We start from the raw sequence: 26,234 nt of genomic DNA on the forward strand, positions 1-26,234 counted from the left end.
CGTCGCCCAGGCCCGATACGGTTAGCGGGTGGCCACCGATGTAAAGCACATCGGGCGAATCAGGGGGTTCGTCCGATGGGTGGCGCGCACGCCGTGGCCGGTGTTCACGCTGAGCCTGCTGCAGGCCGACATCATCGGCGCACTGTTCGTTCTGGGCTTCCTGCGGTTCGGTCTGCCGGCCGAAGACCGCATCCAGCTGCAGGACCTGCCGGCGGTGAATCTGGCGGTGTTCCTGACCGTCCTGTTCGTCTCGTTCGTCGTGGCGGCGTGGCTGAGTCTGCGGCTGCTGATCCCCGTGATCCGCTGGCAACGGCGCGACACCCTGCACGGCGACGCCGACGACCCCGCATTCACCGAGCTGGCCCGGACCCGGGCCCTCAAGATGCCGTACTACCGGACGCTGATCAGCGTCGGGAACTGGTTCCTCGGCTCGGTGGTCTTCATCATCGCCAGCTGGCCGGTGGCCAGCCGCTCGGCGCCGTTCGTCGCCGTGGCCAGCGCGCTCGGCGCCACCGCCACCGCGATCATCGGCTACCTGCAGTCCGAGCGCGTGCTGCGGCCCGTCGCGGTCGCGGCGCTGCGCGACGGTGTGCCCGAGAACTTCCGGGCCCCCGGCGTCATCCAGCGCCAGGTGCTGACCTGGGTGCTGTCGACGGGTGTGCCGCTGCTGGCGATCATCGTGGCCCGGCTGGCCGGCCAGTACACGACCTTCATCGCCCAGAACGACCAGCTCAACACCCCCATCCTGCTGCTGGCGATCACCGCGCTGGCCGTCGGCCTGGCCGGCAACATCCTGGTCGCCATGTCCATCGCCGATCCGCTGCGCCAGCTGCGGTGGGCCCTGGGCGAGGTGCAGCGCGGCAACTACAACGCGCACATGCAGATCTACGACGCCAGCGAGCTGGGCCTGCTGCAGGCCGGGTTCAACGACATGGTGCGCGACCTGTCCGAACGGCAGCGGCTGCGCGACCTGTTCGGCCGCTACGTCGGCGAGGACGTCGCGCGCCGCGCCCTGGAGCGCGGCACCGAGCTGGGCGGCCAGGAACGCGATGTCGCGGTGCTGTTCATCGACCTGATCGGGTCGACGCAGCTGGCGTCGACGCGGCCCGCCGCCGAGGTCGTGTCGATCCTCAACGAGTTCTTCCGGATCATCGTGGACACCGTGAACCGGCACGGCGGCTTCGTCAACAAGTTCCAGGGTGACGCGGCGCTGGCCATCTTCGGCGCCCCCATCGAGCACCCGGACGCCTCGGGCGCGGCGCTGGCCGCGTCCCGTGAGCTGCACGATGAACTGGTGACGGTGCTGGGCACCACCGAGTTCGGCATCGGGGTGTCCGCGGGCCGGGCCATTGCCGGCCACATCGGCGCGCTGGCGCGCTTCGAGTACACCGTGATCGGCGACCCCGTCAACGAGGCCGCCCGCCTGACCGAGCTCGCCAAGCTCGAGGAGGGCCACGTGCTGGCATCGGCCATCGCGGTCAGCGGCGCGCTGGATGCCGAGGCACTGTGCTGGGACGTCGGCGAAACCGTCGAGCTACGCGGCCGGTCCGCGCCGACGCAGCTGGCGCGGCCTGTCGGTTTGGCCAGCTCCCACGAGATCGCCTAAATACCGACGCCTTAGCATTGGGCGCAGTTGTTCACGGGGCGACGAAATCGAGGGACAAATGCCACTCGCCGGGGTGCTGTTGTTGGGTTTGCCGATCTCGGTGCTCGTCGGGGTGATATTCGGGTCGGTGATCAACCATCTCGGTAACAAACGTCGACCGATCGAGCTGATCGGGTGCGGGCTCGCCGGCGGTGTCATCGGCTCCGCGCTCGCCGGAGCATTGAGCTTTCTGGTGCACGCTCTCGGCGGCAACGGCCTGCCGGACTTCATCTACTACCCGTCGTTCTGGGTGCCGCCCATTCTCTTTCCGGTTGCCGGGGCATTCGCGCTGCCATGGTTCATCAACCGCCGCATCCAGCCGCCCGTCGTCAAGGCCGCGCCCCCGCCCGTGCCCGTCGGCGTGGTGGCCCAGCCGCCGCGCGGCGCCGTCGGCTACACCAACGAAGGCGAGCCCGTATTCCCTGTCGTTGGGTACACCGCCGCCGGGCTACCCGTCACTGCCAATCACATGGCCACTGCCACAACGGCTTTCAACCCCAAGACCAACACCATGGCGATCGTCGCCCTGGTCCTCGGGGTCGTATTCCCCCTGGCCGCCATCCCGTTCGGACACGTCGCCCGTTCACAGATTCGTCGCACCGGAGAACAGGGCGGATGGATGGCGATCGTCGGACTGATCCTGGGCTACCTCACCGTGGCGTCGGCCATCGCGATGGGCGCACTCTTGCTCTGGGCCTACAGCTAAGCGCGCGGCATTTTCAACACCCGGTTTGCGTGGCTGTCGACGACATAGACGTTGTTCTTCGAATCCACGACGATACCGTCAGGTCTCTCAATTCCCTTGAACGGCAACACCGTCGGAATATCGGACCCCGGCGGCAACGCCAAAACCCGGTTAGTGCCGCCGTCACTGTATTCCGAGGCATACACGGTGCCGTCCTTGCCCACGGCGACGTCGATGGGATGAAAGAGATCGCCGAACGGAAGTTCGGTCGGTGTACTCGATCCCGGTGCCAGCTTCAGCACCCGACTGCTGAGCCGATCAGTCACATAGACGGTGCGGTCACGGCCGACGGCAACATCAGTGACACTGCCGAGATCATTGAACGGCAATGTCACCGGGGTCTCCGATCTGGACGACAGTGCTAACACCCGGTCGTGATTGTTGTCGGTGATGTATACAGTGCCGTCAGAATCGACCGCAATCCCCTCGGGGTAATCGAGACCGGTGAATGGTAACCTGGTCCGCGCGTGTGACTGCGCATCGATCCGGCTGATCGAGTCATCGCGTCCCACGACATACACATTGCCCGTTGCGTCGGCAGCGATATCGAAGGAGTATCGCGGCAGATTCGACATCAGTTCTATCGGGTTCTGTTCTCCCGCAGCCAGTTTCAAAATCCTGCCGGAGCCGTCGGAGACGTAGAGATTGTCGGCAGCATCCACAGCCAGGCCCGCCGGGTGATCCAGCGTGCCGAACGGCAACACGGCTTGCTCGCCATAGGCGATGGTCGCCTGTTGCACCGCTCGTTGACGCGGCTCGGAGAACAGCATCGGTTGCGCGGAAACTGCGACAGCCACAACCAACGCCACCACGACTGCCACAAGTCCCGCGGTCGCCGCGACGATGACATTCGCGCGGGGATGACGGTGCGCTTCGATGTCCGACTCGGTCACCAGGTCACCCTACCCATGACGTGCCCGGGTCAAGCCTTCTTGGCGGCTTTCTTCGCCGGCGCCTTCTTGGCGGCGGTCTTCTTGGCCGCCGTCTTCTTCGCGGCGGTCTTCTTGGCAGCCTTCTTCACCGGGCCACGAGCGCGCCTGTCGGACAACAACTCCGAGGCCCGCTCGTCGGTGATCGACATGACGTCGTCGCCCTTGCGCAGACTCGCGTTGGTCTCGCCGTCGGTGACATACGGGCCGAAGCGGCCGTCCTTGATCACCATCGGCTTGCCCGACACCGGATCGGTGCCCAGCTCACGCAGCGGCGGCGTGGCAGCCCCTTGGCGCCCACGGCGTTTCGGCTCGGCGTAGATCTTCAGCGCCTCTTCGAGCGTGACGGTGAACATCTGCTCTTCGGTGGCCAGCGAACGAGAGTCGGTGCCGCGCTTGAGGTACGGGCCGTAACGGCCGTTCTGCGCGGTGATCTCTTCTTTGCTCTCCGGATCGACACCGACGACGCGCGGCAACGACAGCAGCTTGAGCGCGTCGTCGAGCGTCACCGTCTCGAGATCCATTGAGCGCAAGAGAGATCCGGTCCGCGGCTTGGGGCCGACGGGCTTCTTGCTCTTCTTCGCGCCGGTGCCGGCGTCCGGCTCCTCCGGCGGCGCCGGCAGCACCTCGGTGACGTACGGCCCGTAACGGCCGTCCTTGGCGACGATCTCGTGCCCGGTCTCCGGGTCGACACCCAGCACCCGGCCCTCTTGCGGTGTGGCGAAGAGCTTTTCGGCCAGTTCGAGTGTCAGCTCGTCGGGCGTCAGGTCGTCATTGAGGTTGGCGCGCTGCGGTTTCAGCTCGCCCGGGTTCTCCTCGTCGGCGATCATCCGCTCGAGGTACGGCCCGTTGCGGCCGACGCGGACGTTGATGGCCCGGCCTTCGGCATCGTCGAACAGCTTGATGGAGTTGACTTCTCGCGCGTCGATGCCTTCGAGGTTGACGCCGACAAGCTTCTTGAGGCCACCCTCGCGGGCCACCGAACCCTCGACACCGTGCTCGCCACCGAAGTAGAAGTTCGACAACCAGTTGGTGCGCTGCTCGTTGCCGGCGGCGATCTCGTCGAGTTCGTCCTCCATGGCGGCGGTGAAGTCGTAGTCGACCAGGCGCCCGAAGTGCTGCTCCAGCAGCCCGACGACCGCGAACGCCACCCAGGCCGGCACCAGGGCGCTGCCCTTCTTATAGATGTAGCCGCGGTCCTGGATGGTCTTGATGATCGACGAGTACGTCGACGGGCGGCCGATGCCGAGGTCTTCCAGCGCCTTGATCAGCGAGGCCTCGGTGTACCGGGCCGGCGGATTGGTGGTGTGTCCGTCGGCGGTGAGCTCGGCGGCATCGACGCGCTGACCCTGCGTCAGGTTCGGCAGCCGGCTCTCGGCGTCGTCGGCCTCGCCGCCGGCCTGCTCGTCGAGGCTCTCGACATAGGCCTTCAGGAAGCCGGCAAAGGTGATGGTGCGACCGGACGCGCTGAAGACGACCTGCTCGCCCGTCCGGGCCTGGCCGGAGATCCGCAGCGACAGCGTGGTGCCGCGGGCGTCGGCCATCTGGGAGGCGACGGTGCGCTGCCAGATCAGCTCGTAGAGCCGGAACTCGTCGGTGTCCAGGGCGCCGTGCAGCTGGCCCGGGGTCTGGAACACGTCACCCGCGGGGCGGATGGCCTCGTGTGCCTCCTGGGCGTTCTTGACCTTGCGGGTGTACTGCCGCGGCGTCGGATGGACGTACTCCGGGCCGTACAGCTGCCCGGCCTGTGTGCGCGCGGCGTTGATCGCCGACTCCGACAGCGTCGTGGAGTCGGTACGCATGTAGGTGATGTAGCCGTTCTCGTACAGCCGCTGCGCGATGCTCATGGTGCGCTCGGAGGAGAACCGCAGCTTGCGGCCGGCTTCCTGCTGCAGCGTCGACGTCATGAACGGGGCGTACGGCTTGCGCGTGTACGGCTTCTGCTCCACCGAGCTGACGGTCAGCGACTCGCCGCGCAGCCCGGCGGCCAGGGCGCCCGCAGCGGCCTCGTCGAGGACCAGCACCTCGTCGGGCTTCTTGACGGCGCCGAGCGAGTCGAAATCACGGCCGGAGGCCACGCGACGGCCGTCGACGGTGTTGAGCTTGGCGGTGAACTTCGGCGGGGACGCTTCGGCGTCGGAGACGCTCGCGTCCAGCTCAGCGGTGACGTCCCAGTAGCCGGCGCTGCGGAACGCCATGCGTTCGCGCTCGCGCTGCACGATGATCCGGGTCGCGACGGACTGCACGCGGCCCGCCGACAGCTTCGGCGCGACCTTTTTCCACAGCACCGGGCTGACTTCGTAGCCGTAGAGCCGGTCGAGGATACGACGGGTCTCCTGCGCATCGACCAGGGCGATGTCCAGGTCACGCGGGTTCTGGGCGGCGGCCAGGATCGCGGGCTCGGTGATCTCGTGGAACACCATCCGCCGGACCGGCACCTTGGGCTTGAGCGTCTCGAGGAGGTGCCACGCGATGGCCTCACCCTCGCGGTCACCGTCCGTCGCGAGGTAGAGCTCGTCGACACCCTTGAGCAGGTCCTTGAGTTCGGTGACGGTGCTCTTCTTGTCGGGGCTGACGATATAGAGCGGCTCGAAGTTGTCGTCGACGTTCACGCCGAGGCGGGCCCAGGCCTCACCTTTATATTTGGCCGGCACGTCCGCGGCGTTGCGCGGGAGGTCGCGAATGTGTCCGCGCGACGATTCGACGACATAGTTGGAGCCGAGGTAACCGGCGATCTTGCGCGCCTTGGTAGGCGACTCGACTATGACGAGTCGCCGGACCCGGCTGCCGCTACCGGCACCATCGAGGTCAGCCACCGTATCTATACGCTCCACTTCTTGGTCGGCACTAGGACACCGAATGAATGCCTAACGGTCATCCGGTTCCAAGGCAAGTCACAATTTGACACTCCGCGCGAGCCTACGCAAACCGGATGCGGCCAAAATATACGGGCTGCACCCGCTAAATCCGGGGCCATTGGAGAAACGCCTCCGTGAACCCGGGCGGCTCGCCCACGTTCTCTACCAGGCGCAACAGCCTCCGACGGCCGCTGATCCGCACGGCCGGATGATGACCCCTGGTGCCGATCAAGGTCGGCGCGATCCCGACTCGCATAAGTGCCGACGCCAACGTCGAATGAGTATCCGGTGCGTGGGGATCCAAACCCAACAGGTAACCATTCGGTTCCGCCGTACCGGAAGCCAGCACCCAGGCGCGCAGCTCCCGGGGGCCCGGCAACCATCCGTCGGGCACGGTCTTGACCGCGCCGCGGGTCCAGTCCTGGGCCATCCGGGCCAGTCTGGCGTCGGCCTCGGTGCGCACCAGCGGGGTCTTCTCGTCGGTGTGGGTGATCTCGGGCTTCAGGCCCGCCTCGGCGATCATCTCGGCCAGCGCCTCGGCCCGCCACAACGCGTCGACGACGACGGACAGCCGCACATCGCCGCCCACCCGAACCACCTGTCCTGGTGCGGCGAGCAACCCGGTCAGGTCGGCGACCGCAGGCGGCACCGACTCGGCCGAGAAGAAGGACAGCTGACTCACCCTGCCGACAGTAGGCCAGCCCAGACCAAAAGGCCGGGAGGCCGGGCGCGACCACCCACCATACGAAACGCCCCCACTTCGTCGCGGACGATGCGGGGGCGTTCTACGGAGTCTGTGAACCTCAGACGGTGCGGACGTTCAGAGCCTGCGGACCCTTCGGGCTCTGCTCGATCTCGAAGTCGACCTTCTGATTCTCCTCAAGGGTGCGGAACCCATTGGATTGAATCTGCTTGTAGTGGACGAAGACGTCGCCTCCGCCGCCTTCCTGCTCAATGAAGCCGTAACCCTTCTCCGGGTTGAACCACTTCACAGTCCCCTGTGGCATTTGTCCTTCATTTCCTTCTGTTACTGCGGGTGCGGGCCACCGAGTCTTCCGGTGTACCGGGAACGCAGACGACGTTCCCGGGTGTTGACACACGAACACAGAAGCTGCGACCAAGATCAGTCAACCATGTTCCACGCGGTCGCAACAGTCACACAGCGATCTGTGGTTAACAATTCATCTTGTGACGCAGGGAGAGTCGAACTTCGGGCGCGAGCTACTCGCGGCCGCGCTGGACGGCACCCCGGCCGACGAGCAGCCGCTGCGGCACGTCACCGACCTGGCGCCGCGCCAGGCGCGCCGAATGCCCTGGCCCACTTGGGTTGGCGCCGACGTGACACAGGCCTTCACGGATCGTGGTGTGGCGCAGCCGTGGTCGCATCAGGTGACCGCGGCCGAGTTGGCGCACGCCGGGCGGCATGTGGTGATCGCGACGGGCACCGCCTCCGGTAAATCCCTGGCCTACCAACTGCCGATCCTGCACGCGCTGCAAACCGACGTGCACGCCCGCGCCCTGTACCTGTCCCCCACGAAGGCGCTGGGCCACGACCAGCTGCGGGCCGCGCAGTCGCTGTGCGCCACGATTCCCGGCCTCAACAACACCGCACCGTCCGCCTATGACGGCGACAGCTCCACCGAGGCAAGGCAATTCGCCCGGGAGCGCTCCCGGTGGATCTTCTCGAATCCCGACATGGTGCACCTGTCCCTGCTGCGCAACCATGCGCGGTGGGCAGTGTTCCTGCGGCAGCTGAAGTTCGTGGTGATCGACGAATGCCACTATTACCGAGGCATTTTCGGCTCGAACGTGGCGATGGTACTGCGTCGGCTGCTGCGCCTGTGCGACCGCTACGGGTCGGCACCCACAGTGGTGTTTGCCAGCGCGACCACGGCCGCCCCGGCGCAGACGGCGTCCGAGCTGCTCGGCCAGACCGTCACCGCCGTCACCGAGGACGGGTCACCGCACGGCGGCCGCACGGTGGCGTTGTGGGAGCCTGCACTGCTCACCGATCTGATCGGCGAGAACGGCGCCCCGGTCCGCCGCGCCGCCGGCACCGAGGCCTCCCGGGTGATGGCCGACCTGATTGCCGAAGGCGCCCGCACCCTGACGTTCGTCCGTTCCCGGATCGGCGCCGAGCTGACGGCGCTCGGCGCCCGGGCCCGGCTCGAGAACGTCGCACCCGAGCTCGCCGAGCTGGTGGCGTCGTACCGCGCCGGGTATCTCGCCGAGGACCGCCGGGCGCTGGAACATGCTCTGACAGAAGGCGAATTGCGTGGCCTGGCGACCACCAACGCCCTGGAACTCGGTGTCGACATCGCCGGACTCGACGCGGTGGTGCTGGCCGGGTTCCCCGGCACCGTGGCCTCGTTCTGGCAGCAGGCCGGGCGGGCCGGACGCCGCGGGCAGAGCGCGCTCATCGTGCTGATCGCCCGGGATGACCCGCTCGACACCTACCTGGTGCACCATCCCGCCGCGCTGCTCGACAAACCCATCGAGCGGATCGTCATCGATCCCGCCAACCCCTACGTGCTGTCACCGCAGTTGTTGTGCGCGGCAACCGAACTCCCACTGACACCGGCCGAGGTGCGGATGTGGGACGCCGAAGCGGTGGCCGAAGCCCTCGTCGACGACGGCCTGCTGCGCAAGCGGCCCGCCGGCTATTTCCCGGCGCCCGGTGTGGATCCGCATCCCGCGGTGGACATCCGGGGCTCGTCCGGCGGGCAGATCGCCATCCTCGAGTCCGGCACCGGGCGCATGCTGGGCAGCACCGGCGCCGGGCAGGCGCCGGCCTCGGTGCATCCGGGCGCCGTCCATCTGCACCAGGGCGAGACGTACCTGGTGGACGCGCTCGACTTCGAGGCCGGCGTGGCCTTCGTGCACGCCGAGAATCCCGGCTACACGACGTCGGCCCGCGAGGTCACCGATATCAGCGTGCGTGGTACCGGCGAAATCCACCGATTCGGGTCCGTCGCCATCGGCCTCGTCCCGGTGTCGGTGTCCAACACCGTGGTGGGTTTCCTGCGCCGGGCCTTGGACGGCACGGTGCTCGATTTCGTCGACCTGGACATGCCGACCCGCACACTGGACACCATGGCGGTCATGTGCACCGTGACACCGGAGATATTGCTGGACAACGGGATTGACCAGCTGCGCGTACCCGGGTCGCTGCACGCCGCCGAGCACGCCGCGATAGGTCTGCTCCCGCTGGTGGCCAGTTGCGACCGGGGCGACATCGGCGGGGTGTCCACCGCATCGGGCCCGGCCCCCGGCGACTTGTCCGGCCTGCCAACAATTTTCGTCTACGACGGCTATCCGGGTGGCGCCGGGTTCGCCGACCGCGGGTTCCGGCAGCTGTCCACCTGGTGGTCCGCCACGGCCGCGGCGATCGAGGCATGTGAGTGCCGTCACGGTTGCCCCTCCTGTGTGCAATCGCCCAAGTGCGGCAACGCGAACGATCCCCTGGACAAAGGCGGCGCTGTCCAGGTACTTCGCCTGGTAGTCGACACTTTGGCGGCCCACGGCAAGTAGGCCCGCCGGCCGGCGCCGGGCAGAGCAAAGCGCGCCGAAACGGATAAACTTACGGCCATGACGGACGACTGGCTCCTCGTCGAGACCCTCGGCGCCGAACCTGCCGTCGTCGCGTTGGGGCAGCAAACCCAGGACATGGTTCCCATCAGCACTTTCCTGCGGCGCAACGCGAGCCTGATGGCCATCCAGTCGGCCATCGGGGAAACCGTGCGTGCCGGCCTGCCGCTGACGAGCATCACACCCAAGAGCGACCGGGTGATCCGGACCGAAGTGGTGCAGATGACCGACGGCCGCATCCACGGCGTCCACGTCTGGGTCGGCGCGCCCGACGCCGACCCGCCGGACCGGATGATCCCCGGCCCGCTGAAGTGGGACCTGACGGGCGGCATCGCGACCGACACCATGGAGTCCCTGGCCAACAGCGGCCTCAACCCGGCGGCCGAGGCCACCCACGGCCGCGCCTTCGCCGACGATCTGCAGACCCGCAAGCTCAACCCGAACGAGGCCCGGGTCATCTCCGCCGTGCTCAAACCCGAGCCCGGCCAAACCTTCACCAGCACTTGGGAAATGACCGACTTCCAGGGCCGCCCCATCAGCGTCGGATTCGCCGCGCGGGTCCTGAACGAGCCCGACGAGGACGACCAGGACCGGCTGATCTGCCGGGCGATGAACTGGCGCGGCGTCCGCGAAAATTCGTCGGCCGACCCGCTCGACCGGGCACAGCAGATCGCGGGCGGGCGGGCCGTTCCCGGTGTGTACCGGGCCTTGGTGGACCTGAACACCTGGAAGCTCATCAAGTGGGTCGACGAGCCCTGTCCGCTCTTCGACTGGAGCGCCGACGCGACGTCCGAGACAGTGGTGCACCCGAACGAGATCGCCGAGATGGCGGCCATGACGGTCGAATTCGGCAGCGGACCGACGTCGCGGGTGCTCCGGTTGCGCGCCAATGACGGCGGGTGGGTGCCGATTCACGTCACCGCACACCGGCTCCAGGTCGCCGACGACACCTTCGCCGGTCTGCTGTCGCTGCGACTGCCGACCTACGGCGAGCTCGTGGCGGCCGGAGACCGGCTGAACGACGACCTGCCGGACTCCTGACCGCGACGAGTCCTATTGGGCGCCAGGCGGATTCGCTCCGTCGAGCGGCAGCAGTCGCCGCGCACCCGGACCTTCGGCGGCCAGCGTGTCGCCGGGGTTGATGACCAGACAATGGTTGAGCGAGATGCATCCACACCCGATGCACTGGTCCATCTCCGACTGCAGCCGCTCCAACTCGAGCTGGCGTTCGCGCAATTGCGCCCGCCACCGTTTGTTGAGCCTGGTCCAGTCGCGCAGTGACGGCATCCGGTCGTCGGGCAGCGTCTGAAAGTGCTCGGCCACCTCGCTGAGCGGAATGCCGAGCCGCTTCGCGACCTGGATGACGGCGATGCGACGCTCCAGGTGACGTGGGTACAGCCGTGTCCCGCCCGACGTCCGCTCGGGGTGGATCAGCCCTTTTCGCTCATAGAAGTGCAGCGCGGACGCCGAGACTCCCGTCCGCTTCACGATCTCCCCGATGGTCAGGAGGTCGGTCGGACCCATGCGCTTGATCTCAACCATAGTTGAGATTCTACGGTAGTGACATGGCAAGCGACACAACGACAGATCGGCCCGGGTGGGGTGATCTGTTCTTCTGCGGCCTCCTGATCGTTGTCACCACCGCGCTGCCGTCAGCCTGGCCCGGCGCGGGCCCGGCCGTGCGCGTCGCCCAGGTGCCAGCCTCCGAATCGCACCGGCACCTCCACGTCGACCACCACATCCAGCCGCTCCACAGCGCAATGACCAACCCGGCTGTCCATGGCCTCGGCGACGGCAGCCGCCCGCCTACAGGACTGGCCTGGTCCGGCGGCCAATGCGCCCGCGGCGGCCAGTGCGGCCAGGTCGGCCGCTGACTGCGCCCGATGCCGGCCGATCACCGCGGCGCCGACCGCGGCCGCGCCGGTCAGGACCCCGATGAGCACCACGATGAGCGCGACCGCGAACACCGTCGCCGCACCCCGGTCGTCACGCACCAGGTTCGGGCGCCGCGACCGCCTCGGCCCCCACCATGACGCCGGGCACCAGCGGTGCCCGAACGCGGACCCGCGCGACGATCCGGCCGCCGTCGCGCCGCACCTCGATCGAGGCCCCGTCCGGTCCGGTGCGACGGGCCGTGTCGACGGCGGCACTGTCGTCGCCGCGGGCCGCGAGCCGGGCCGCTTCCCGGGCCGCATCGATGCAGCGCACCTGCGCCGAGACCGCAGCCAGCCCACCGACACCGAGGACGGCGACCGCGACGAGTGCGGCGACCGCGAACGCCGCCTCGACCGTGACGCCGCCACGGTCATCGGTTGGTGGTGAGAGCACGCGAGATGATGTTGGTCAGCGCGCTGACGATCGAATCCCCCGTGACCACCGTGTAGAGGATGGCGCCGAACGCCGCGGCAGCCACGGTGCCGATGGCGTACTCCACGGTCGACATGCCGCTCTCATCGGCCAGCAGCAGGGTCGCTCGCGCTTCGAGCGCGCGAAAGCTGGTCATTTTCATGGTCTTTCCTCCCCTTGTTGTGATCAGAACACCCCGGACCCGAACACGTCACCGGCCAGCCCGGCGACCACCGGCACGATGCCGAGACAGACGAATGCCGGCAGGTAGCAGAGCCCCAGTGGACCGGCGATCAGCACATTGGCGCGCTCGGCGGCGGCGTCCGCCGCGTCCCCGGCGTCGGCCCTGGCCTGCTCGGCCAGTTCCGCGACGCCCTGAGCCATCGCGGCACCCGACGACGCCGACCGCCGCGCCAGCCGCAGCAGCGCGATCACGTGCGGGTCGGTACCGCGACCCGGCTCTGCCCAGGCCGACGCCGGTGCCGCCCCCAGGGCCAGGAGTTCGGCCCCGCGACGCAGCACGCTCGCCAGATCGGCCGGTGCCGACGGCACCGCCGCCGCGGCCGCCGCGCCGGTCGCCATGCCTGCCGACAGGCACGCCGCCAGCACGTCCAGGCTCGACGGCACCGCCAGCGGGTCGTCGGGCGCCGCGGGCGGCGCGGACCGATCCGACGGGCGGGGCCGGATACGGTGCGCTGCGGAGCCGGGGAGCAACAAGAGCGCGAACGCCAACAGCAAGATTCCGCTCATCGCTGTGCCCGCGCGATGATCCGGTCCGACCACAGCAGCCCGAGGCAGCACAGCACCACACCGACCGCCAGCACCACCGCGCCGTCACCCAACAGGAAGCGCACGGGATGCGCACCGATCAACTGCCCCAAGACAATTCCGAGCGCGGGCAGCCCGGACAGCACAGCCGCCGTCGTTCGGGCTCCAGCCATCCCCGCCCTGATCCGCGAGGAGAAACGTTCGCGCGCAACGACATCACGTTCGGCGGCGCGCATCAGCGGGGCGATGGCCAAGCCATGGTCGAGCGCCAATTGCCAGTACACGGCGAGCCGCTGCCACTGGGCGGGCAGCGCCGATGATCCCGCGACGACGCGCAGACCGGCCGCGACATCGGCACCCAGACGGGCCCGCGCCGCGACCTCCGCCAACGCCGCGGAAACCGGTCCGCCGACCTCATGCGCCGCGGCGTCGAACGCCGCCACCGGATGCGCCCCGGCACGCAGTTCCCCGACCAGGATGCCGAGTGCGCCCTGCAGCGCCTGCGCTTCCCGGGCGCGCTGCGCGGCTTGCCGCGAGCGCCGCCACCGGAGCCCCGCGGTGCCGACCACGGCCGCGCCGGCCAGCATCATCGGCATCGGCAGCACGACGAGCGCCACCACGGCGGCCACTGCCGCCGCCGGCCAGAGCAGTCGAGGTTCGAGACCCACCAACCGTTTTCGCTGCGCGAGGCGCCCGGCGCCACCCGCCGGGGGCGCGACCAGCACGGCCAGCGCCAGCAGCAGCGCGGGACTCACGACCGGCCCCGCGCAGTCAGCAGCTCGCCCAGCACGGGCAGGCCAGGGCCCGCTCCGCGGTCGACGTGCCACGCGGTCACGACCGTCACGGTCCCGTCCGGGGCGCGGCGCAGCACCGCGATCTCACTCAGGTGCCGACGCCCGTCCCGGGCTCGCGCGGTGTGCAGTACCACCTGGCACGCGGCCGACAGTTGCGAATGCAGCGCCGCCCGGTCCAATCCGCCGACCGCTGCCAACGCCTCCATGCGGGCGGGCACCTCGGCGGGACTGTTCGCATGCACCGTCCCCGCCCCACCCTCGTGACCGGTGTTGAGCGCGGCAAGCAGATCCACGACTTCCGCACCGCGCACCTCGCCGACGACGATCCGGTCAGGGCGCATCCGCAGCGCCTGCCGAACCAGGTCACGCACCGTCACCTCGCCCACGCCCTCGACGTTGGCGCCGCGCGCGACCAGCCGGACCAGGTGCGGATGTTGCGGCGCCAGCTCCGCGGCGTCCTCGACGCAGACGATCCGCTCGGCGGGATCGACGGCCCCGAGGAGCGCGGACAACATGGTGGTCTTCCCGGCACCGGTGCCGCCGGAGACCAGGAACGCCAGCCGCGCCGCGACGATGTCGGTGATCAGCGGGACGGCGGGCGGCGCGATGGCGCCGGATTCGACGAGTCCGGCCAGGTCCTGCGTCGCGGGCCGCAGCACCCGCAGCGAGAGGCAGGTACCTGCGGCGGCGATCGGCGGCAGCACGGCATGCAACCGCACGGTCAGACCACCGCCGATACCGCCGAGGTGGCCGTCGACCCAGGGTTGCGAATCGTCGAGCCGGCGCCCGATCGCCAGCGCGAGCCGTTGCGCCAGGCGCTGCACCGCGTCCTCATCCGGAAATCTGATCGTGCTGCGGCGCAACCCGTTTCCGTCGTCGACCCACACCTCGTCGGGCGCGCTGACCAGCACGTCGGTGGTGCCCGGTGCCCGCAGGAGCGGTTCCAGAATCCCGGCACCGGTCAGCTCGGTCTGCAGCAGCCGCATGCCGGCCAGTACGTCGCTGTCGGCGAGTACGCCGCCGGACTCAGCTCGGATGGCCGCAGCCACCGCGTTGGGGTGCAGGGCACCGCTGGTCTGCGCGGCCAGTCGTTCCCGGACCCGATCCACCAACGACGACGTCACGCCGCCTCCCCGGGCTGTCGGCCCAGCACCGTGAGTACGCGGCGGGCGGCCACGGCCAGCGGTGACCGGCTCCGCAGACTCCGGCCGAGACCGCCCCGCTCGAGCGCGCCGTCGAGGTTGCTCTCGGCCCGCATGGCCGCCAGCAGCGGCAGCCCGAGGATCGTCGCCATCTCCGCGGCGCGCAGCCCGCCGGGCGCAGGACCCCGCACCACCAGGCCGACGTTCGGGTTGACGGCCGTCACCCAGTCGGCCACGACCCGGGTCGCGGCGCAGGCCCGCACCTCTGCCGGCGCCACCACGACCACCAGATCGGCTGCAGCCAGGACGGTCTCGGCGGCAGCGGAAGACTGTCGTGGCACATCGCAGATGACGGTTGCGCCGGCGCGGCTTCCGGCCTCGACGACCGCCGCGAGCGCCGTCGGCCTCAGCTCGACGCCGGTGCGGCCCGTCGACAGCACCACCACCCCGCGCCGGCGCGGGAGCGCATCGCGCAGGGCCGGATAGCTGAGCCGTCCCCCTGCCGCCGCCAGGTCCGGCCAGCGCAGGCCGGCATCGCACTCGGCACCGAGGGCGAGATCGATACCGCCGCTCCAGGCGTCGACGTCGACGAGCAGGCACTCATGGTCCGGTTCTCCCGCGGCCTGCGCCAAGGCGATCGCGAACACCGACGCGCCGCCGCCGCCACGTCCGCCGATGACGGCGACCACGGCGCCGCGGCGCCCGTCGGATTCGCCGGCTGCGGCATCCGCCAGGACACCGACCAGAGCCGACTCCCCGCCGGGCAGGGTGATGACCTCCTGTGCACCGATCACCATCGCGGCCTCGAACTCGCGGGAGCCGGGCGTATCGGTCGCGATCAAGAACACGGCGGGCCGTCGCGGCATCCCGAGCTCTCGGCAGCGCCGCGCTGCCGCGACGTCGAGCACCACTGCCGCGGCACCGACCCATGCCTTCCGGCCGGAGGGCTCCGCCGCGTACACCACTCTGATCCCCGCCGCCGCGGCGATGCGTTCGATCTCGTCGCGCAGTCCGGCGTCGGCGATCAACGCCAGGGCCCCGTTCGTCGTCATGGTTCCACCGTGATCCGCGGCAGGCCACGGCACCAGAGCCCGCCCCCAGAATGTGGATGAATCGCAAACTGTGGACAACTTTATTGACGCACTGGTGAGAATGTCGTTCCGCAACTTTTCACGGATGGGTCACGACTGTCGACGGGCCGGGCTCGCCAAGGCTCCGCCACAACGGGAACCGATGAATTCGGCGCTGGCGAAAATCTCGCCGAAGAGGCAACGCCTCCGGGAAAATGACCGCCCCCGAAAAAGGGACGACCCCCGCCAGGGGGGGAGGAGGCGGAGGTCGTCGTGGATCAGCCCCGGGGGGTCGGGCTGATGCACACCCGGCGCTGCCCGGGGTAATGCCCACTATACACACGTCAACAGGGCTGTGCGCAACTGTTGATTGTCTGTGAAATGGGCGTGTCAGCACGTCAATCGCCACGATGGCCGACCCACCGGCGACCGACACCGCCACAGCGGCGCCCACCCGGCACCGGGGCTCCGGAGCATATGCTTGGAGCCGTGACCGCATCCGATCCGGCCGCGCAGACTGCGGCCGCGCCGCGTCAGGAGGCCGGGTCGACCGGTCCGGTGCGCACCGCAGCCTTCTTCGATCTCGACAAAACGGTGATCGCCAAGTCCAGCACCCTCGCTTTTAGCAAACCTTTTTTCAACCAGGGACTGTTGAACCGGCAAGCTGTCCTCAAGTCCACCTATGCCCAGTTTCTGTTCCTGATGTCCGGTGCCGACCACGATCAGATGGACCGCATGCGGTCCTACCTGACGAACATGTGCACGGGCTGGGACGTCGAACAGGTCAAGTCGATCGTCGCCGAGACGCTGCACGACATCGTCGACCCGCTGGTCTTCGCCGAAGCCGCCAATCTGATCGCCGACCACAAGCTGTGTGGCCGCGACGTCGTGGTGGTCTCGGCATCCGGCGAGGAGATCGTCGCGCCCATCGCCCGCGAACTCGGCGCCAATCATTCGATGGCCACGCGCATGGTGGTCGCCGACGGCAAGTACACGGGCGACGTCGACTTCTACTGCTTCGCCGAAGGCAAGGTCCAGGCGATCGAGGAACTCGCGGCCCGCGAGGGCTATGCGCTGGAGCACTGCTACGCCTACTCGGATTCCATCACCGATCTGCCGATGCTCGCGGCCGTCGGCCACCCCGCGGTGGTCAACCCGGACCGCGCGCTCCGCAAGGAGGCCGTCGCCCGCGGGTGGCCGGTGCTGACCTTCACCCGCCCGGTCTCGCTGCGGGACCGGCTGCCGGCGGCACCGTCGGGCGCCGCGGTGGCCACCACCCTGGCCGTCGGCGCGAGTGCCCTCGCGGCCGGCGCCGTGACGTACTCGCTGCTCCGCCGACTGAGCTTCTGAAAGCTACTGGCGAGTTGCTGAGGCCGCCTCAGTAACAATCACAAATCGCCGGCGATTGACCCTTGATGTGACTGCGGTCACGTAGTACAAAGGAAGCACGGAAGCCCCCCGAGGCCAAGACCGAACCGGAAGAGAAGGTTCGACCTCCCGAAGAGGGCATCCCAGCACGGAATACCGGCACCCACGCGGAGCACATACCGCGACAATGGTAAAAGCGTTGTGGGCCTGCGTAATTGCGAAAAGCGAACGGCTAAGAGAACTCCTTGGGTGGGGTTGTAGCCGCAGCGCATTGCAGGGACGCCGAGGCCACCCACACAACCCGACAAGCACGCTTGGTAACCGGGGTTCCGTGCTAGCGGGCGGCGAGCCGAGTCAGATGCCCTCTGACGACGGAGCGCCGCCCGCTTTTATGTGTACGTGTTTGCTGGCGACGGCCGCGAACCGACCGCTACTTCGCCGAAGCCTGCGCAATCGACAGCGCCTCACGCGCCCCCGAATGCAGAGCACGACTGCTGCAGATCAACCACGCCGTCAGCCCGTCGGCCGTGCCCGACGCGAAGCCCCGTGCCGCGGCACGATATTCGCCGACCTGACGCATCCAGTACATCTCGGGAACGCCCAGGCCGTGCGGGTCGAGACCACTCGACATGGTGATCAGCCGGGACACCGCGCGCGCCACCACACCGTCTGCCACCCCGAACGGAGCCAGGCTCAGGAGTTCGCCATGAGCGACGGCCGCGAGCACCGTCGCCGGCACGCGGCTCCCGCCGCCCACGATCTCGCCGAGCAGCTCCAGCCGCCGGCCCACGTCCGGATCATCGGTGCGGGGCCGGCCGAGCTGGTCCGGGTCCGTCAGATCCGCGGCCGCCAGGGAGTGCAGCCGGGCGATCGCCTGTAGCGGCGCCCGCTGCCAGACGCCGACGAGCGCCGTCGCACCACCTTCGAGCGCCTCGGCCACACGCAGCGCGCCGGCCAGCACCGCGTCGGCGCGCTCACCTTTGGCCGGCGCCTCGCCGTCCTTACTGAAACTCAGGGAGCCGCCGTCGAGCACCGACGACGCCCGGGCGGCCCGCATCGACGCCTCGGCCGCGGTGGCGGGCCAACCGCGCAGGTTCACCTTGTGCCGGTGGGCCCTGCCGAGCGCTTCACGAGCCTCGTCTCCGGCCTCGGCCACGCCGGGGAGTTCGGCCAAAGGAGCCAGCGGGTCAGGTGCAGCCACGTCCGCACACGGTAGTGCCACCGGGTGGCCACCACCAACGTCCCGGTGGCGGGTCACCTCCAACGTCATTGCAACGTGCCAGTGACTACGCTCACAGCCATGACACAAGACACCGCTGTGCCACAGGCTTACCCGCCGCCTGCCGAGTTCGCCGCGCAGGCCAATGCCACCGCCGCGCTGTATCAAGAGGCCGACGCCGACCGCCTGGATTTCTGGCGCCGCCAGGGCGAGCGGTTGTCCTGGGCCACCCCGTTCACCGAGGTGCTCGACTGGTCCAATGCGCCCTTCGCCAAGTGGTTCGGTGACGGCAAGCTCAACGTCGCCTACAACTGCGTGGACCGCCACGTCGAGGCCGGCAACGGCGACCGCGTCGCGATCCACTGGGAGGGCGAGCCCGTCGGCGACGCCCGCGACATCACCTACGCCCAGCTCAAGGACGAGGTCAGCAAGGCCGCCAACGCCCTGACCGCCCTGGGCCTGGTCGCCGGCGACCGCGTCGCCATCTACATGCCGATGGTGCCCGAGGCCATCGTGGCGATGCTGGCCTGCGCCCGGCTCGGTGTCATGCACTCGGTCGTCTTCGCCGGTTTCTCGGCCACCGCCCTGGCCGCCCGCGTCGAGGATGCCCAGGCCAAGCTGGTCATCACCACCGACGGGCAGTACCGCCGCGGCCAGGCCGCCTCGCTCAAGTCCGCGGTCGATGAAGCCGTCACCGGCCAGGCGAGCGTCGAGCACGTGCTGGTGGTCAAGCGCACCGGCATCGACGTCGACTGGACCGAGGGCCGCGACGTCTGGTGGCACGAGATCGTCGACTCGCAGTCGACCGAGCACACCCCCGAGGCCTTCGACGCCGAGCAACCGTTGTTCCTGCTGTACACCTCCGGCACCACCGGCAAGCCCAAGGGCATCGTGCACACCAGCGGCGGCTTCCTGACCCAGGCGTCCTACAGCCACCACAACGTCTTCGACATCAAGGCCGACGACGTGTACTGGTGCACCGCCGACATCGGCTGGGTCACCGGGCACACCTACATCGTCTACGGCCCGCTCTCCAACGGCGTCACGCAGGTGGTCTACGAAGGCACCCCCACCTCACCCAACGAGCACCGGCACTTCGACATCATCGAGAAGTACGGCGTCACCATCTACTACACGGCCCCGACGCTGATCCGCACCTTCATGAAGCTGGGCCACCAGATCCCCGCGGCGCACAACCTGTCGAGCCTGCGGGTGCTCGGCTCGGTCGGTGAGCCCATCAACCCCGAGGCCTGGCGCTGGTACCGCGAACACATCGGCGCGGGCACCACGCCCATCGTCGACACGTGGTGGCAGACCGAGACCGGCGCCATCATGATCTCCCCGCTGCCCGGCGTCACGGCCGCCAAGCCCGGCTCGGCCATGACCCCGCTGCCCGGCATCAGCGCCAAGATCGTCGACGACGACGGCAACGACCTGGTCCCTGGCGCCGACGAGGCCGAACACGTCACCGGCTACCTGGTGCTCGACAAGCCGTGGCCGTCGATGCTGCGCGGCATCTGGGGCGACGACGAACGGTTCAAGGACACCTACTGGTCCCGGTTCGCCGAGCAGGGCTGGTACTTCGCCGGTGACGGCGCCCGCTACGACGCCGACGGCAACATCTGGGTCCTGGGCCGCATCGACGACGTCATGAACATCTCGGGCCACCGCATCTCCACCGCGGAGGTCGAGTCCGCGCTCGTGGGGCACGCCGGCGTGGCCGAGGCCGCCGTCGTCGGCGCCACCGACGCCACCACGGGCCAGGCCATCTGCGCGTTCGTCATCCTCAAGGAGTCGGCGCACGGCGGTCCGGAGAACATGATCGAGGAACTGCGCGCCCAGGTGGCACGGGAGATCTCCCCCATCGCCAAACCACGCGAAATCCACGTCGTGCCCGAACTTCCCAAGACGCGTAGCGGCAAGATCATGCGCCGCCTGCTGCGCGACGTCGCCGAAGGCCGTGACCTCGGCGACACCTCAACCCTCGTCGACCCCAGCGTCTTCGAAGCCATCCGCGCCAGCAAGTAGGGCAGCCAGCAGGGCCAGGCCGGCTCAGGCGATCGGCACGTAGCCGGCGCCGGGCCGGCTCTTGGCGTCGAGGTCGGCGATCACCGCGTTGATCGACACCGTCACGGCCGGGGTGTGCAGTGGCACGTACTTGACGACGCACGTCGGCAGGTCGTCGCTGAACGCGCCGTGGATCATGCCGACCAGCTTGTTGTTCACCGTGACGGGCGCACCCGAGTCACCGGGTTGGCCACACACCTGGTCGACGATGGTGCCCGGGTCCTGTCCGGGACCCCACGTGACGCCGCAGGTGTAGCCGGTGGTGCGGCCCAGCTTGCACGCCACCTGGCCGAAGGCCGGGTCCGGGCCGATGCCGTCGATCTGGAATCCGTTGACGGTGTTGAGGGGCTGCACCTTGGCCGGGTCGAACTCGATGACGGCGTAGTCCAGCGGCTGACTGCCGGCCACCATGACGCCCAGCGTGCCGCGGTTCTCGGCGCCCTCGGCCGACACCTCGTGGCCGGGACCGCCGCAGTGCGCCGACGTGAAGCCGACCAGCTTGCCGCGGTTGTCATGACCGATCGTGGTCAGAGTGCAGAAAGTGTCACCGTCCACGACGATGCCCGAACCACCGCCCAGCGGCACCGGTGCGTCCGCGTGGGCCGGCACCCCGGCCGACGTGCCGAGCAGAGCAACGGCCGTCCCACACATCGCAGCAATCACGGGTGCCAAACGCATCGGGGCAGTGTATCCCTGGGCCGGATCGTTAAGCGGCGCCCCACGTGGCAACATATGCCAGGACTACACCGACGCCGGGAGGACGTGTTCGTGAGCAATGGCGATCGCAAGAATGGCCCCGTTCCAGCCACGGTGACCTCGATCCCGCTGGTGGATCCGCATGCGCCCAAGGCCGATCCGTCGATCGGCGATCTGGTCAAGGAAGCCACCGCGCAGATGTCGACGCTGGTGCGGGCCGAGGTCGAGCTCGCGCGCGCCGAGATCACCGCCGACGTGAAGAAGGGCCTGACCGGCAGCGTCCTGTTCATCGCCGCCCTGGTCGTGCTCTTCTACTCGACGTTCTTTTTCTTCTTCTTCCTCGGCTCGCTGCTGGAGCTGTGGCTGCCGAGCTGGGCGTCGTACCTCATCGTCTTCGCGCTCATGGTGCTGACCACCGGCGCGCTCGCGTTCCTGGGCTTCCTCAAGGTCCGCAAGATCCGCGGCCCGCGGGACACCATCGCCACGGTCAAGGAGGCCAAGGTGGCGCTGACGCCGGGACACGACAAGCCGTCGAGTCAGATCACCGCCCGCACGGCTTCTAGCGACACCTCAGGCTGGTAGTGCCGCCACCTGATCCGTCGGTCGTCCGGATCGACGGTCCGTGGCGACACCTCCAGGTGCACGCGAACGGGATCCGCTTCCACGTCGTGGAGGCCGAGGGCTCGGAGCCCGAGGATCGGAACGCGGACGGCTCCTCCAACGCCGAGCGTCCGCTGGTGATCCTGCTGCACGGGTTCGCCTCGTTCTGGTACTCGTGGCGACATCAGTTGCGCGACCTGCGCGGTGCCCGCGTGGTCGCGGTCGACCTGCGGGGCTACGGCGGCAGTGACAAGCCACCGACCGGCTACGACGGCTGGACGCTGGCCGGGGACACCGCCGGCCTGGTGCGCGCGCTGGGACACCACTCCGCCGTGCTGGTGGGACATGCCGACGGCGGCCTCGTCTGCTGGGCGACGGCGATGCTGCATCCGCGGGCGGTCCGGGGTATCGCGTTGGTCAGTTCACCGCATCCGGTGGCGCTGCGGTCCTCCACACTGACCGACAAGGGCCAGCGCGCGGCCCTGCTGCCGGCGATGCTGCGCAATCAGGTGCCGTGGTGGCCCGAGCATGTCCTGACCCGGCGCGGCGGTGCTGCCGTCGAGCAGCTGGTGCGCAGTCGCGCCGGCGCAGCCTGGCCGGCGTCGGCGGATTTCGCCCAGACCGCCGCGCACCTGCGCACCGCGATCCAGATTCCGTCGGCCGCGCACTCGGCGCTCGAGTATCAGCGGTGGGCGGCGCGCAGTCAGGTCCGCGGCGAAGGCCGGCGCTTCATGCGCACGATGAAACAGCGCACCGCCGTGCCGGTCCTGCACCTACACGGCACCGCAGATCCGTACGTGCTCGACGACCCGGTCCGCCGAACCCAGCGCTACGCCCCGCAGACCCGCTTCGTATCCGTGCCCGGCGCAGGCCATTTCGCGCACGAGGAGCAACCGTCGACGGTCACCTCGGAGCTGTCGACGTTCCTGCACCAGCTACCCGGCTGAGATGCACTTTCCGGTCGGCACCGCATCCTGGTTGTCGACCTTGGCCATCTGCTTGGCCACCTCGTCGGCGGTGAGGACGAAGCCCGTGTCGGCGTCGTCGACCGCGGCGCCGAACACGACACCGAGCACCTTCCCACTGCCGTCGATCAGCGGTCCGCCCGAATTGCCTTGGCGGACATTGCCTCTGATGGTGTACACCTCGCGCGTGACGGTCGTGGAGTGGTAGATGTCCGGGCCGTTGAGCTTGATGACCTCGCGGATGCGCGCCGGGGTCGCGGCGAACTCACCGCCGCCCGGATAGCCCATCACCACCGCGCCGGTCCCGGTCGGGGCCTCCTGCATGTCGAACTTCAGGGGTGCCGCGGGCAGGTCGGGAGCGTCGAGGATCGAGATGTCGGCCTCGGGGTCGTACGACACGACCTTGGCGTCGTAGCTCTTGTCGTCGACCTGGACGGTGACGCTGTTGGAGCCGGCCACCACGTGGGCGTTGGACATCACCCGGCCGGGCGCCACCACGAAGCCGGTGCCCTCGAGCACCTTCTGGCAGCTCTGCGCGACGCCGCGGATCTTCACGACGCTGCCCTTGGCCGCGGCCACCGCCGGGTCGCCGACGAGCGCAGGGTCGGGTGCCGAGACGCTGACGATCGGCGTGCGGCCGAACGGCTGCAGCACCGAGGGCAGTCCCGAGGTGTTCAGCAGCGCCGACAGCCGCGTGGGCACGCGCTTGAGCCAGGCCGGTGCGAGGTCGTTGACCTCGGACAGCACGCGCGAGCCGTTCACCGCGGCAGCCAGGTTCGGCTGGTCGGACGACGTCAGCGGGGTGGCCAGCAGCCAGGCGGCAACCAGGACCGCGACCAGTTGCAGGGCCATGCCGACGACCGAGTCGAATCCGCGCACCACCTCGTTGCGCATGGCGCCGCGTACGGCGCGGCCCAGCACCACACCGGCGATCTCGCCGACCACGACCAGGCCCAGGATCAGGAACAGGGCGATGAAGAGCTTGCTGCGGGCGCCGTCGACGTGCGCCACCACATGCGGCGCCAGCAGCACACCGGCCACCGCGCCGAGCACCACACCGAGAAAAGACAGCAGGGAGCCCAGCGCCCCGGACCGCCAGCCCGAGACGGCGGCGACGAAGGCGACGGACAGAACGGCCAGATCCAGCCATTGTGAAGGTGTCATGGTTGATCCACACGGTAGCCGCTGGACTCGCCCAGCAGCGCCATTGCCGCGTCCAGTTCCTCGACGACGTCGGTGTTCCACGGCTTGGCCCAGCCTGCGACGTCGAGCATCGCGGAGATCACCTGAGCGGTGAAGCCCCACACCAGCATCTGGTTGAGCAGAAATGCCGGGCCGGCGAACTGCCGCGTGTTCTCTTTGCGATACACCATCAACCGGTTCTCGGGATTGACGAAGGCGCGCACCGGAACCCGCGCGACGATCGCGGTCTCGGCCGGGTCGACGGCGAGGACGTGGCCCGGGTCGGGCGAGTACGCGAGCACGGGGACCACGTGAAAACCCGAGGGCGGGATGAACATTCGGTCCAGCGTGGCCAGGATGTGCAACCGGGAGGGATCAATGCCGGTTTCCTCGTTCGCCTCGCGCAGCGCGGTGCCGATGGGACCGTCGTCCCCTGGATCGGACGCGCCGCCGGGGAACGCCGCCTGCCCGGCGTGGTGGCGCAGCGTCGATGCGCGGACGGTGACCAGCAGGTCGGCGTCGGGCGGCAGGGCACCGGCGGGGGCGTCGGGCGCGCCCGAGAACAACACCAGGACGGCGGCGTCGCGCTTGGTGCCGGTCAATGTCGCGGTGGCGCCGGCGGCGGTGATGGCCGCCAGCACGCTCTTCGGCAGCCGGCGCCGGTAGGCCTGCGGGAGGTCCGCGGCGTTGTCGACGAGGGGCCGCAGCCAGGCCGGGGCGGCCTGTGGGTTCAGCACGTTCACCCCGACACTCCTAACTGTGCGTTCACTGCACTGGCGATCTCGTCGGCACTGGTGAACGGCCGGGGCAGGACCTGCGCAACGCTACCGTCAGGGCGCAGCAGCACGGTCGCAGGCATGACATTGGGGACGCGCAGCGCGGCCGCGATCAGCCGCCGGCCGTCCTGCAGCATCGGCAGCTTGACGCCCAGGTCGGCCAGCCGCAGCAGCCCGGCGGTCTCGTTCTCGTCCTGATGCACCGTCAGCACCGTCACCTTCGGGCCCACCCGGCGCTGGTACTCGGCCAGTGCGGGCAGTTCGTCGGCGCACGGGCCGCACCAGTAGGCCCACAAGTTCAGCACCACGGCGCGGCCGGCGACGGCCTTGGCGACGTCGACGGGCGTCCCGTCGGCCGCGCAGTCGACCGTGATGCCCTGCAGCGCTTGCGGTCCGGGCCCGCCCTGCGGTGCCGGACAGGGCGGCAGGGCCGCCTTGGCCCGGGGTCCGGCCAGCGCCGCCGGGGTGTCGGCGTCGCGATGTGCGCGCGCGACAGTCTGCTGGCCCGCCGGCCCGGACGCGGTCCGGTCGTCACCGAGTTGCCGCCACAGCGCCACACCGAGAACGACGAACACGGCCAGCACCACCACGGTCCAACGGGCAGACCGACTCACTCGGTGATCCCGGCCAGGGCCAGCAGGTGTTCGGTCTCGGGTCCCTTCACCAGCGCCGCGGCGGCCGCCAGGTCCGTCGGCCCAAGTCCGTACGACGGGCAGTCGCGGGCCAGCACACACACGCCGCAGGCCGGGGTCCGGGAATGGCAAACCCGGCGCCCGTGGAAGATGACGCGGTGCGACAGCAGGGTCCATTCCTTGCGCGGGATCAGCTCGCCGACGGCGTGTTCCACCTTGACCGGGTCCTCTTCGGCGGTCCAGCGCCAACGTCGCACCAGCCGGCCGAAGTGCGTGTCGACCGTGATGCCCGGGATGTCGAAGGCGTTGCCCAGGATGACGTTCGCGGTCTTGCGTCCCACACCCGGCAGCGTGACCAGCTCGTCCAGGGTGTCGGGCACCTCGCCGTCGAAACGGGTGACCAGTTCCTGGCCCAGCCCCATGATCGACGTCGCCTTGTTGCGGTAGAAGCCGGTGGGCCGGATCAGCTCCTCGAGTTCGGTCCGGTTGGCCTGCGCATAGTCCAGCGCCGTCGGGTATTTGGCGAACAGCGCCGGCGTGGTGAGGTTCACCCTCTTATCCGTGCACTGCGCCGACAGGATCGTGGCCACCGCCAGCTCCAGCGGATTGGTGAAATCCAGCTCGCAGTAGACGTGCGGGAACGCTTGCGCCAGTTCACGATTCATTCTCCGGGCGCGACGCACCAGACCCAGGTGGGTTTCGCGGTCGTATTTTGCGGTGGATCGTCGCGCAGGCACGCCGGTAAGCGTACTGAGAGAAGTCGGTAAGGATACTTTGACCGGCGTCGTTTCGTGATCACCCTGAGACATTCGGCGTGTTTACTTCTGCGTGTGTCCTGGTTGCT

General features: G+C 69.1%; 26 protein-coding genes. 8 read left to right on the plus strand and 18 right to left on the minus strand.

Annotated features, from left to right (window positions below; genetic code table 11):
- The first annotated feature begins 28 nt into the window (after positions 1–28).
- Positions 29–1,606 (plus strand): adenylate/guanylate cyclase domain-containing protein, encoded by a 1,578-nt coding sequence (locus ACJEIK_RS26450; RefSeq protein ID WP_409430577.1) that lies wholly within the window; start codon positions 29–31, stop codon positions 1,604–1,606.
- 58 nt (positions 1,607–1,664) lie between these two features.
- The gene (locus ACJEIK_RS26455) at positions 1,665–2,351 is read left to right on the plus strand and encodes a DUF4190 domain-containing protein (protein WP_061000173.1); all 687 of its coding nucleotides are present in this window, start codon (positions 1,665–1,667) and stop codon (positions 2,349–2,351) included.
- Here ACJEIK_RS26455 and ACJEIK_RS26460 read toward each other — a convergent pair.
- From ACJEIK_RS26460 to ACJEIK_RS26475, 4 genes are all read right to left on the minus strand, one after another.
- Positions 2,348–3,283, minus strand: coding sequence for a hypothetical protein (locus ACJEIK_RS26460; RefSeq protein WP_061009669.1), 936 nt, complete (start codon positions 3,281–3,283; stop codon positions 2,348–2,350). The genes ACJEIK_RS26455 and ACJEIK_RS26460 overlap by 4 nt on opposite strands.
- 29 nt (positions 3,284–3,312) lie before the next feature.
- On the minus strand, positions 3,313–6,135 hold the full coding sequence (gene topA / locus ACJEIK_RS26465) for a type I DNA topoisomerase (RefSeq protein ID WP_409430578.1): 2,823 nt from the start codon (positions 6,133–6,135) through the stop codon (positions 3,313–3,315).
- Between the two features lie 145 nt (positions 6,136–6,280).
- Positions 6,281–6,859 (minus strand): hypothetical protein, encoded by a 579-nt coding sequence (locus ACJEIK_RS26470; RefSeq protein WP_409430579.1) that lies wholly within the window; start codon positions 6,857–6,859, stop codon positions 6,281–6,283.
- Positions 6,860–6,980: 121 nt separating this feature from the next.
- Entirely contained in the window at positions 6,981–7,184 is a 204-nt protein-coding gene (locus ACJEIK_RS26475) for a cold-shock protein (protein WP_020100960.1), read from the minus strand.
- A gap of 181 nt (positions 7,185–7,365) precedes the next feature.
- On the opposite strand from ACJEIK_RS26475, the gene ACJEIK_RS26480 reads away from it, so the two are divergent.
- Both ACJEIK_RS26480 and ACJEIK_RS26485 read left to right on the plus strand, forming a co-directional pair.
- Complete coding sequence (locus ACJEIK_RS26480) at positions 7,366–9,708, plus strand: DEAD/DEAH box helicase (RefSeq protein ID WP_409430580.1); 2,343 nt, start codon at positions 7,366–7,368, stop codon at positions 9,706–9,708.
- Positions 9,709–9,765: 57 nt separating this feature from the next.
- Positions 9,766–10,806 carry a PAS domain-containing protein gene (locus ACJEIK_RS26485; RefSeq protein ID WP_409430581.1) on the plus strand — a complete coding sequence of 347 codons (1,041 nt, stop codon included), beginning with the start codon at positions 9,766–9,768 and terminating at the stop codon, positions 10,804–10,806.
- A gap of 12 nt (positions 10,807–10,818) precedes the next feature.
- Here the strand turns inward: ACJEIK_RS26485 and soxR are convergent, their stop codons facing one another.
- From soxR to ssd, 8 genes are all read right to left on the minus strand, one after another.
- Positions 10,819–11,307: a redox-sensitive transcriptional activator SoxR gene (soxR, locus tag ACJEIK_RS26490; RefSeq protein WP_409430582.1), complete on the minus strand. Its 489-nt coding sequence runs from the start codon at positions 11,305–11,307 to the stop codon at positions 10,819–10,821.
- Between the two features lie 110 nt (positions 11,308–11,417).
- Positions 11,418–11,759, minus strand: a complete 342-nt coding sequence (locus ACJEIK_RS26495) for an Rv3654c family TadE-like protein (protein ID WP_409430583.1) — start codon at positions 11,757–11,759, stop codon at positions 11,418–11,420.
- Positions 11,752–12,093, minus strand: a complete 342-nt coding sequence (locus ACJEIK_RS26500; protein WP_409430584.1) for a TadE family type IV pilus minor pilin — start codon at positions 12,091–12,093, stop codon at positions 11,752–11,754. Before ACJEIK_RS26500 ends, ACJEIK_RS26495 begins: the two co-directional genes overlap by 8 nt.
- A complete protein-coding gene (locus ACJEIK_RS26505) occupies positions 12,071–12,274 on the minus strand; it encodes a DUF4244 domain-containing protein (protein WP_174814072.1) in 204 nt (67 codons plus the stop codon). Before ACJEIK_RS26505 ends, ACJEIK_RS26500 begins: the two co-directional genes overlap by 23 nt.
- A gap of 23 nt (positions 12,275–12,297) precedes the next feature.
- Positions 12,298–12,861 carry a type II secretion system F family protein gene (locus tag ACJEIK_RS26510; RefSeq protein WP_409430585.1) on the minus strand — a complete coding sequence of 188 codons (564 nt, stop codon included), beginning with the start codon at positions 12,859–12,861 and terminating at the stop codon, positions 12,298–12,300.
- Positions 12,858–13,634 carry a type II secretion system F family protein gene (locus ACJEIK_RS26515; protein ID WP_409430586.1) on the minus strand — a complete coding sequence of 259 codons (777 nt, stop codon included), beginning with the start codon at positions 13,632–13,634 and terminating at the stop codon, positions 12,858–12,860. The genes ACJEIK_RS26510 and ACJEIK_RS26515 overlap by 4 nt, the downstream gene beginning before the upstream one ends.
- Complete coding sequence (locus ACJEIK_RS26520) at positions 13,631–14,797, minus strand: TadA family conjugal transfer-associated ATPase (protein WP_409430587.1); 1,167 nt, start codon at positions 14,795–14,797, stop codon at positions 13,631–13,633. Before ACJEIK_RS26520 ends, ACJEIK_RS26515 begins: the two co-directional genes overlap by 4 nt.
- Positions 14,794–15,867, minus strand: a complete 1,074-nt coding sequence (gene ssd, locus ACJEIK_RS26525; RefSeq protein ID WP_133426328.1) for a septum site-determining protein Ssd — start codon at positions 15,865–15,867, stop codon at positions 14,794–14,796. The genes ACJEIK_RS26520 and ssd overlap by 4 nt, the downstream gene beginning before the upstream one ends.
- 507 nt (positions 15,868–16,374) lie before the next feature.
- Here ssd and ACJEIK_RS26530 point away from each other — a divergent pair.
- Positions 16,375–17,235, plus strand: a complete 861-nt coding sequence (locus tag ACJEIK_RS26530; protein WP_061007140.1) for an HAD-IB family hydrolase — start codon at positions 16,375–16,377, stop codon at positions 17,233–17,235.
- 448 nt (positions 17,236–17,683) lie between these two features.
- On the opposite strand, the gene ACJEIK_RS26535 is transcribed toward ACJEIK_RS26530, so the two are convergent.
- A complete protein-coding gene (locus tag ACJEIK_RS26535) occupies positions 17,684–18,454 on the minus strand; it encodes an oxidoreductase (protein WP_133426327.1) in 771 nt (256 codons plus the stop codon).
- Positions 18,455–18,553: 99 nt separating this feature from the next.
- On the opposite strand from ACJEIK_RS26535, the gene acs reads away from it, so the two are divergent.
- Positions 18,554–20,500 (plus strand): acetate--CoA ligase, encoded by a 1,947-nt coding sequence (gene acs / locus ACJEIK_RS26540; protein WP_138250949.1) that lies wholly within the window; start codon positions 18,554–18,556, stop codon positions 20,498–20,500.
- Between the two features lie 24 nt (positions 20,501–20,524).
- Here acs and ACJEIK_RS26545 read toward each other — a convergent pair whose 3' ends face one another.
- The gene (locus tag ACJEIK_RS26545; RefSeq protein WP_110784190.1) at positions 20,525–21,190 is read right to left on the minus strand and encodes a S1 family peptidase; all 666 of its coding nucleotides are present in this window, start codon (positions 21,188–21,190) and stop codon (positions 20,525–20,527) included.
- Between the two features lie 117 nt (positions 21,191–21,307).
- On the opposite strand from ACJEIK_RS26545, the gene ACJEIK_RS26550 reads away from it, so the two are divergent.
- Together ACJEIK_RS26550 and ACJEIK_RS26555 are read left to right on the plus strand one after the other, a co-directional pair.
- Positions 21,308–21,817: a phage holin family protein gene (locus tag ACJEIK_RS26550; RefSeq protein WP_061007141.1), complete on the plus strand. Its 510-nt coding sequence runs from the start codon at positions 21,308–21,310 to the stop codon at positions 21,815–21,817.
- Positions 21,817–22,782, plus strand: a complete 966-nt coding sequence (locus ACJEIK_RS26555) for an alpha/beta fold hydrolase (protein WP_409430588.1) — start codon at positions 21,817–21,819, stop codon at positions 22,780–22,782. The genes ACJEIK_RS26550 and ACJEIK_RS26555 overlap by 1 nt, the downstream gene beginning before the upstream one ends.
- On the opposite strand, the gene marP is transcribed toward ACJEIK_RS26555, so the two are convergent.
- The 4 genes from marP to nth are packed head-to-tail and all read right to left on the minus strand — an operon-like array spanning position 22,771 to position 26,055.
- Positions 22,771–23,964 carry an acid resistance serine protease MarP gene (gene marP / locus ACJEIK_RS26560; protein ID WP_409430589.1) on the minus strand — a complete coding sequence of 398 codons (1,194 nt, stop codon included), beginning with the start codon at positions 23,962–23,964 and terminating at the stop codon, positions 22,771–22,773. The genes ACJEIK_RS26555 and marP overlap by 12 nt on opposite strands.
- Positions 23,961–24,725 carry a CoA pyrophosphatase gene (locus ACJEIK_RS26565; RefSeq protein ID WP_061007134.1) on the minus strand — a complete coding sequence of 255 codons (765 nt, stop codon included), beginning with the start codon at positions 24,723–24,725 and terminating at the stop codon, positions 23,961–23,963. Before ACJEIK_RS26565 ends, marP begins: the two co-directional genes overlap by 4 nt.
- On the minus strand, positions 24,722–25,372 hold the full coding sequence (locus ACJEIK_RS26570; RefSeq protein WP_135355511.1) for a TlpA disulfide reductase family protein: 651 nt from the start codon (positions 25,370–25,372) through the stop codon (positions 24,722–24,724). The genes ACJEIK_RS26565 and ACJEIK_RS26570 overlap by 4 nt, the downstream gene beginning before the upstream one ends.
- A complete protein-coding gene (gene nth / locus ACJEIK_RS26575) occupies positions 25,369–26,055 on the minus strand; it encodes an endonuclease III (RefSeq protein ID WP_406774129.1) in 687 nt (228 codons plus the stop codon). The genes ACJEIK_RS26570 and nth overlap by 4 nt, the downstream gene beginning before the upstream one ends.
- Between the last annotated feature and the right edge of the window lie 179 nt (positions 26,056–26,234).

The sequence above is a fragment of the Mycobacterium sp. SMC-16 genome, from assembly GCF_046250085.1.
Lineage (GTDB): Bacteria > Actinomycetota > Actinomycetes > Mycobacteriales > Mycobacteriaceae > Mycobacterium > Mycobacterium phocaicum.

Excerpts from the sequence above, each read along its gene's own strand:
- nth (WP_406774129.1), bottom strand. The coding sequence starts at position 26,055 with ATGAATCGTGAACTGGCGCAAGCGTTCCCGCACGTCTACTGCGAGCTG.
- ACJEIK_RS26485 (WP_409430581.1), top strand. The coding sequence starts at position 9,766 with ATGACGGACGACTGGCTCCTCGTCGAGACCCTCGGCGCCGAACCTGCC.
- ACJEIK_RS26455 (WP_061000173.1), top strand. The coding sequence starts at position 1,665 with ATGCCACTCGCCGGGGTGCTGTTGTTGGGTTTGCCGATCTCGGTGCTC.
- ACJEIK_RS26510 (WP_409430585.1), bottom strand. The coding sequence starts at position 12,861 with ATGAGCGGAATCTTGCTGTTGGCGTTCGCGCTCTTGTTGCTCCCCGGC.
- ACJEIK_RS26545 (WP_110784190.1), bottom strand. The coding sequence starts at position 21,190 with ATGTGTGGGACGGCCGTTGCTCTGCTCGGCACGTCGGCCGGGGTGCCG.
- ACJEIK_RS26505 (WP_174814072.1), bottom strand. The coding sequence starts at position 12,274 with ATGAAAATGACCAGCTTTCGCGCGCTCGAAGCGCGAGCGACCCTGCTG.
- marP (WP_409430589.1), bottom strand. The coding sequence starts at position 23,964 with ATGACACCTTCACAATGGCTGGATCTGGCCGTTCTGTCCGTCGCCTTC.
- acs (WP_138250949.1), top strand. The coding sequence starts at position 18,554 with ATGACACAAGACACCGCTGTGCCACAGGCTTACCCGCCGCCTGCCGAG.
- soxR (WP_409430582.1), bottom strand. The coding sequence starts at position 11,307 with ATGGTTGAGATCAAGCGCATGGGTCCGACCGACCTCCTGACCATCGGG.
- ACJEIK_RS26475 (WP_020100960.1), bottom strand. The coding sequence starts at position 7,184 with ATGCCACAGGGGACTGTGAAGTGGTTCAACCCGGAGAAGGGTTACGGC.
- ssd (WP_133426328.1), bottom strand. The coding sequence starts at position 15,867 with ATGACGACGAACGGGGCCCTGGCGTTGATCGCCGACGCCGGACTGCGC.